The 5,592-nt window shown below is 40.9% G+C and carries 6 protein-coding genes and 1 pseudogene; all 7 read left to right on the plus strand.

Going from position 1 to position 5,592, the window contains the following annotated elements; all coding sequences use genetic code 11:
- Positions 1-198: 198 nt before the first annotated feature.
- The 7 genes and pseudogenes from tkt to LD39_RS01235 all read left to right on the plus strand — a co-directional run bounded on the left by tkt (position 199) and on the right by LD39_RS01235 (position 5,334).
- Positions 199-2,202, plus strand: coding sequence for a transketolase (gene tkt, locus LD39_RS01205; RefSeq protein ID WP_035541978.1), 2,004 nt, complete (start codon positions 199-201; stop codon positions 2,200-2,202).
- A 163-nt stretch (positions 2,203-2,365) separates the two neighbouring features.
- Entirely contained in the window at positions 2,366-2,791 is a 426-nt protein-coding gene (gene sirA / locus LD39_RS01210) for a sporulation inhibitor of replication protein SirA (protein ID WP_035541980.1), read from the plus strand.
- A gap of 79 nt (positions 2,792-2,870) precedes the next feature.
- Entirely contained in the window at positions 2,871-3,089 is a 219-nt protein-coding gene (locus tag LD39_RS01215) for a YneF family protein (protein WP_197061371.1), read from the plus strand.
- Between the two features lie 152 nt (positions 3,090-3,241).
- Positions 3,242-3,949, plus strand: coding sequence for a cytochrome c biogenesis CcdA family protein (locus LD39_RS01220; protein WP_035541983.1), 708 nt, complete (start codon positions 3,242-3,244; stop codon positions 3,947-3,949).
- 64 nt (positions 3,950-4,013) lie between these two features.
- Positions 4,014-4,448: a Na(+)/H(+) antiporter subunit B gene (locus tag LD39_RS01225; RefSeq protein WP_035541985.1), complete on the plus strand. Its 435-nt coding sequence runs from the start codon at positions 4,014-4,016 to the stop codon at positions 4,446-4,448.
- Between the two features lie 5 nt (positions 4,449-4,453).
- Positions 4,454-4,802 (plus strand): annotated as a pseudogene (locus LD39_RS01230) (response regulator); the annotation flags it as partial.
- A gap of 40 nt (positions 4,803-4,842) precedes the next feature.
- Positions 4,843-5,334 (plus strand): CcdC family protein, encoded by a 492-nt coding sequence (locus LD39_RS01235; protein WP_035541987.1) that lies wholly within the window; start codon positions 4,843-4,845, stop codon positions 5,332-5,334.
- The last annotated feature ends 258 nt before the right edge of the window (positions 5,335-5,592 follow it).

Consider the following 5,592-nt stretch of genomic DNA (forward strand, 5'->3'; position numbering starts at 1 on the left):
AAACGAGAAAAAAAATTAAACATATGGTCCGTACTTACAAAAGTGCGGATTTTTTGTTTAAGAAACGCGTTAAAGGGTAAATTAGGCAAGAATTGAACGCATTTCATGGAAATATTATATGATTGCTTGTTTCAAATCCATTTTCATTATAGGATAAGACATGGTACATATACCGGATCAGAAAGGGGAACGTTGAATATGGCAAACAGCCTTGAACAAACTTCAATTAATACAATTCGAACACTATCTATCGATGCAGTGGAAAAAGCAAACTCAGGACACCCGGGGATGCCGATGGGGGCAGCGCCTATGGCCTACACGCTTTGGACTAAATTCATGAACCATAATCCTAGCAACTCCTCATGGTTTAACCGTGATCGTTTCGTCTTGTCAGCAGGACACGGATCCATGCTTCTATATAGCCTATTGCACTTGTCTGGATACAACGTGACAATCGATGATTTGAAATCCTTCCGTCAGTGGGATTCTAAAACTCCAGGACACCCTGAATTTGGACATACAGATGGAGTAGAGGCTACTACAGGCCCTCTAGGTCAAGGACTAGCTATGGCAACAGGGATGGCTATGGCTGAAGCTCACTTAGGAGCAAAATATAACCGTGATGACTATAACGTCGTAGATCACTATACTTACGCTATCTGTGGTGATGGAGACTTGATGGAAGGTGTTTCTCAAGAATCTGCTTCTTTGGCCGCTCACCTTGGACTAGGTAAATTGATCGTTCTTTACGATTCTAATGATATCTCTCTTGATGGTGACCTTGACCGCTCATTTAGTGAAAGCGTCGAAAAACGTTATGAAGCATATGGGTGGCAAGTCATCCGTGTCGAGGATGGTACGGATACCGAAGAAATTGAAAATGCACTCGAACAAGCTCGACAGAATACAAGTCAGCCAACGATGATCGAAGTGAAAACGGTGATCGGGTATGGCGCTCCGACTAAATCAGGTAAATCAGCTTCTCACGGTGCTCCTCTTGGTGAAGATGAAGCAACGAAGACAAAAGAATTCTATAAGTGGGACCACGAGCCGTTCCATGTTCCTGATGAAGTTTATGCTGACTTTAAAGAAAAAGTACAGCAAAATGGAGAACAGCAAGAGCAGGCTTGGAATGAAATGCTTAACCAGTACAAAGGAGCTCATCCAGAGCTTGCAACTGAGTTAGAAACAGCTATAAACGGTGAGCTTCCTGAAGGTTGGGAAAATCAACTTCCTACATTTACACCTGGAGAAGACAGCCCAGCAACACGTGCTGCTTCTGGAGATGTCATTAATGCGCTATCTAAAGAAATCCCGAACTTCTTTGGCGGAAGTGCTGACCTTGCAGGATCAAACAAGACAGCCGTGAAAGAAGAAGAGGACTTCTCTCGTGAAAACTACGCAGGACGTAACATCTGGTTCGGTGTTCGTGAATTCGCCATGGCCGCAGCTATGAATGGTATGGCACTTCATGGAGGTCTGAAAGCTTATGCCGGAACATTCTTCGTATTCAGTGATTACTTGCGTCCAGCTCTTCGTCTATCTGCGCTTATGAATCTTCCGGTGAACTATGTGTTCACGCATGATTCTGTCGCGGTAGGAGAAGACGGTCCAACACACGAGCCGGTTGAACAGCTTCCATCTCTTCGTGCGATGCCTAATCTTTCTGTCATCCGTCCGGCGGATGGTAATGAAACGAGCGCTGCATGGAGACTTGCTCTTGAGTCAAACACGACTCCAAATGCGCTTGTTTTAACTCGTCAAGGGCTTCCGACTCTTGAAGGTACACTTGAAAAAGCCTATGAAGGTGTGAAACATGGTGCTTACATCCTGAGTGACTCAGACAAAGAAGAACCTGATGCAATCTTGCTTGCTTCTGGTTCTGAAGTTCAGCTGATCGTTGAAGCGCAATCTGAATTGAAGAAAAAAGGTTATGATGTTCGTGTCGTAAGCGTACCTTCATTTGATCGCTTTAATGCACAAAATGCAGAATACAAAGAAAAAGTATTGCCATCCAGTGTGCGCCATCGCCTTGCTGTTGAAATGGCTGCATCATTTGGCTGGGAGCGTTATGTCGGTCTTGACGGTACAGTTCTTGGCATTGATAAATTTGGTGCATCTGCTCCGGGTAACACTGTCATTGAGAACTACGGTTTTACAGTCGATAACGTTGTCAAACATGCTGAAAACTTGATGAAATAAAGATGATCAAAAAAAGCTGCCGTTTTCCGGCAGCTTTTTTATATCTGATCACTTCGATCCTGTATTCTAATTATTTCGACAAACTTCGTAGCATTCTCCGGTCACAAAGTGACAGATTATCAATGCTGCTCCTCGATATAATACGAAAAAGGAGTGAAAGTCGATGCAGTTTTTCATATTCTCAATCAAACAAGAAATCGCCCAGCGTTATTATTATAAAGTGGAATTGATGAAACGCTTTTTTCTTGAATTCTTACAAAACCCAATGTCGATGACATACATAAAACAATTTTCTTATATTGTTGATCTGTTTCCATTCAAGGAGTGGCTGGAGGAGTATACTCCGAAAAAGAATGTAACGAGAAAAAGTTTCAGCTTCAGTCTTCCATTCTTCGATAACAGCCTATTCTGTGATATAATGGATAATAAGAACTATTGTTGTCTTTTTCAGTGTGATAGTCTCTGGCAAGCGGATACAGCCGTTTTTGAACCTCTGCGTATATCCTCTCAATCTTTTTTTATCGTTGAGAAGGAAGGAGAGCATTATGGCTGGATATCGCCTCATGCAGGCCAGCGTCTATTATCGTGAAACGACTATTGTATTTCAGTGAACGTTTTACTATACTGTTATGGGAGACAACACGAAGGAGGAAGACGAAGACATGACTTTGGGGATCGTATGGGTTGTCATCATTGCCCTGCTAACACTTGCTGGTGGTGTAGCCCTTGGCTTTTTCATCGCTAGAAAATACATGATGAACTATCTTAAGAAAAACCCACCAATTAACGAACAAATGCTACGCACATTGATGATGCAGATGGGTCAGAAACCATCTCAGAAGAAGATCAATCAAATGATGCGTTCAATGAACAACCAAATGAAATAATGCTTAAAGCCTTCTTTCCGCTAGTGAGAGAAGGCTTTTTACTTTGAGAAATGGCAAGTGCAAACGTCAAGAGATGTTCACAGCTGATTCATCGTTTTTTTACCACTGTTCTGATACAATAGAGGCCTAGTACGACTTTGGAGGATATGCTTATGTCAGACGTAAACATTTTTTTAGCATTTGGAGCAGGGTTCTTGTCCTTTATCTCTCCATGTGTTTTACCGCTTTTTCCCGCATTCCTCTCCTACATAACTGGTATGAGTGTGAATGAGTTAAGGGAAGATAACGGTATGTTAAAAAAGCAAAGCCTGTTACATACCATCTTGTTTTTGTTAGGATTTACTACAATTTTTCTAATTCTCGGTCTCTCTGGATCTTTTTTTGCTCAATTCATGATCCAAAATGAAGCCATTATTCGCAGGCTAGGCGCTATTTTGATCATCTTTTTTGGTTTTGTCATCATAGGTGCCTTTAATTTTAATTTTCTTATGAAAGATAGAAAGATCACCTTTAAGAATCGTCCTGCTGGATATTTTGGTTCATTCCTTATTGGTCTTACATTTTCACTAGGGTGGACACCTTGTACGGGACCTATACTGGGTGCTGTTTTAGCCCTTGGAGTTGATCAGCCAGATCTATTCCTAGTTATGATGATTGCCTATTCATTAGGGTTTTCGATCCCGTTCTTAGTTCTCTCGTTCTTTGTAGGCAAACTGAACTGGATTAAAAGAAACAGTGCTTTGATCGTGAAGATTGGTGGATACGTCATGATTTTAATGGGCATTGCGCTCTATTTTGACTGGATGACGAAATTAACCTCTTACTTATCTGGACTATTCGGAGGCTTCCAAGGCTTTTAAAACATGGATTTTCGAATAGTTTTATATTATGATGAAGATATTGATAAATAAAGGAGTAGACGGTATGACCCGCACAAACGACATTATTCTCAGAACAACAACCACACTAATTGCATTCATATTACTTGGGTTTTCCATTTACTTATTTTTTGCTGGTCACAATAAGCCAGGTGGTGGATTCATTGGGGGATTGATGACTTCAGCTGCTTTTGTCCTCATGTACATGGCCTATGGCTTCCGTGCTATGCAAAAAATTCTGCCAGTGAAATTCCGTTATATTATACCGGTAGGCCTCCTGATTGCCCTAACAACAGGAATAGGTTCCTTCGTGTTTGGCCAGCCCTTTTTAAGTCAAACTTTCGCATATTTTCAACTGCCTGTATTAGGAAAGACGGAGCTTGCGACTGCATTGTTATTTGACCTTGGGGTTTATCTAACAGTTATCGGGGTGACAATGACGATTATTCTTACCATAGCGAATGATCGAGCGGAGGATTAAATTCAATGGCGGATATTCTGGTAGTAGATGATGCAAAGTTTATGCGCATGACATTGACCAGTATATTGGGAAAGGGAAATCATGAGGTTGTCGGGCAAGGTGAAAATGGTCAAGAAGCTGTAGACAAATTTAATGAACTTCAGCCTGACTTGATTACATTGTATATCACCATGCCCGTTAAGAATGGAATTGAAGCGTTGAAAGAAATTAAAGCAAAACCTGGTGAGGCGAGAGTAATCATGTCCCATAGGGCAGCATAAATTGGTAGTGGAAGCTATCGAATGTGGAGCGATAGATTTCATTATCAAGCCTTTTGATGAAGCTCGCGACCTCGATGCAATTCAATGTGTGTTAAACTTATTAGGAATGGACAGAGAAGAAAGAGTGAAACAATATGTTTTGGTTGATAGCAAGTACAGTTGTAGCGGCTGGTATGGCCACAGCGATGATATTTCTTCGACTGAGGGCGGCAAAACGTCCAGCCAGCATTAAAAAAATCATTCTTCCTCCATTGTTCATGAGTACAGGAGCTTTCATGTTTGTGGTTCCTGTGTTTCGCGTGGAGTGGACACAAGTGTTGGAAGCGCTTCTTGTAGGTGTGATTTTTTCTGTTTTCTTAATACGTACTTCGAAGTTGGAAGTGCGTGAAGGAGCCATTTACTTAAAACCCTCAAAGGCATTCGTATTTATTTTGTTCGGTTTGTTGGTTTTTCGGATTATTCTGAAATTAATTATTGGACAGACTGTTTCGTTCGGTGAAACGAGCGGAATGTTCTTTCTACTCGCATTCGGTATGATACTGACATGGCGTCTAGCCATGCTTAGACAATACTTAAGACTTCAGAAAACAATCGATACAAAAAAAGATGTGGCAAAAAGAGTGTGAAATCAATCTGATTTCACACTCTTTTTTTTAGCCTAAATCATTTTTATTTGTTCAATTCAAGCTTTCTTAACCTGAAGACTAGGAACGGAGAGTCTGGTCTTTTTTCTGTGAGAAGTGAAGAAGAGAAAGAAAAACAGTAGAGGCCACTGAAAAACTAACTTAATTTCAAAATTTACTGACGGAGCATCTATATACGGATACTAAAAAGGTAGAAGACACCTGAATGTAGTAGGTGAACTTCTACCTTTCTGTTAATAC

Source organism: Halobacillus sp. BBL2006 (assembly GCF_000786645.1).
GTDB lineage: Bacteria > Bacillota > Bacilli > Bacillales > Halobacillaceae > Halobacillus.